At 65.5% G+C, this 617-nt stretch carries 1 protein-coding gene; it reads right to left on the reverse strand.

Annotated features, from left to right (window positions below):
• A partial coding sequence (locus QT222_RS00120; protein WP_491475914.1) for an NADH-quinone oxidoreductase subunit N occupies nucleotides 1–617 on the reverse strand: 617 nt, incomplete at both ends.

Raw genomic sequence — 617 nt, forward strand, 5'->3', positions numbered from 1 at the left:
GACGAGCAGGTGAGCCATACTGGCACCGAGCACGTCACCGTTCGCAACACCACCGTCGACGGTGATTGCCGCGAGACCGATGAGTGCGTAGCCGGCGTGGCCGATAGAGGAGTACGCGAGCATCCGCTTGACGTTCTCTTGGGTCGCCGCGGCGAAGTTACCGAGCGTCATCGTGACGACCGCGAGCACCGCGAAGAGAAGCGACCAGTCGACGCTCCCACCACTGAGTGTGGTGACGGTTCCGAGGGGGAACGCGACGGTGAAGACGCGGAACGCGACGGCGAACCCGGCTGCCTTCGAGGCCGACGAGAGGAACGCGCTCACGGGGGCTGGTGCGCCCTCGTAGGCCTCCGGTGCCCAGAAGTGGAACGGAACGGAGGCGGTCTTGAAGGCGAATCCACCGGCAATCATCAGCACGCCCAGTCCGAGGACACCGACGAGGTCGGAGCCGACGGACAGGTTGGCTGCGATGTCCGGGAGCAGCAGCGAACCGGTGACGGCGAACACGAGGCTGATACCGAACGCGAACACCGCCGACGACAGCGCGCCGATGAGGAAGTACTTCAGACCGGCTTCGATGCTGCCGCGGTTCTTCTTGAGGAACGCGACGAGCGCGT

Source organism: Haloferax sp. s1 (assembly GCF_058382125.1).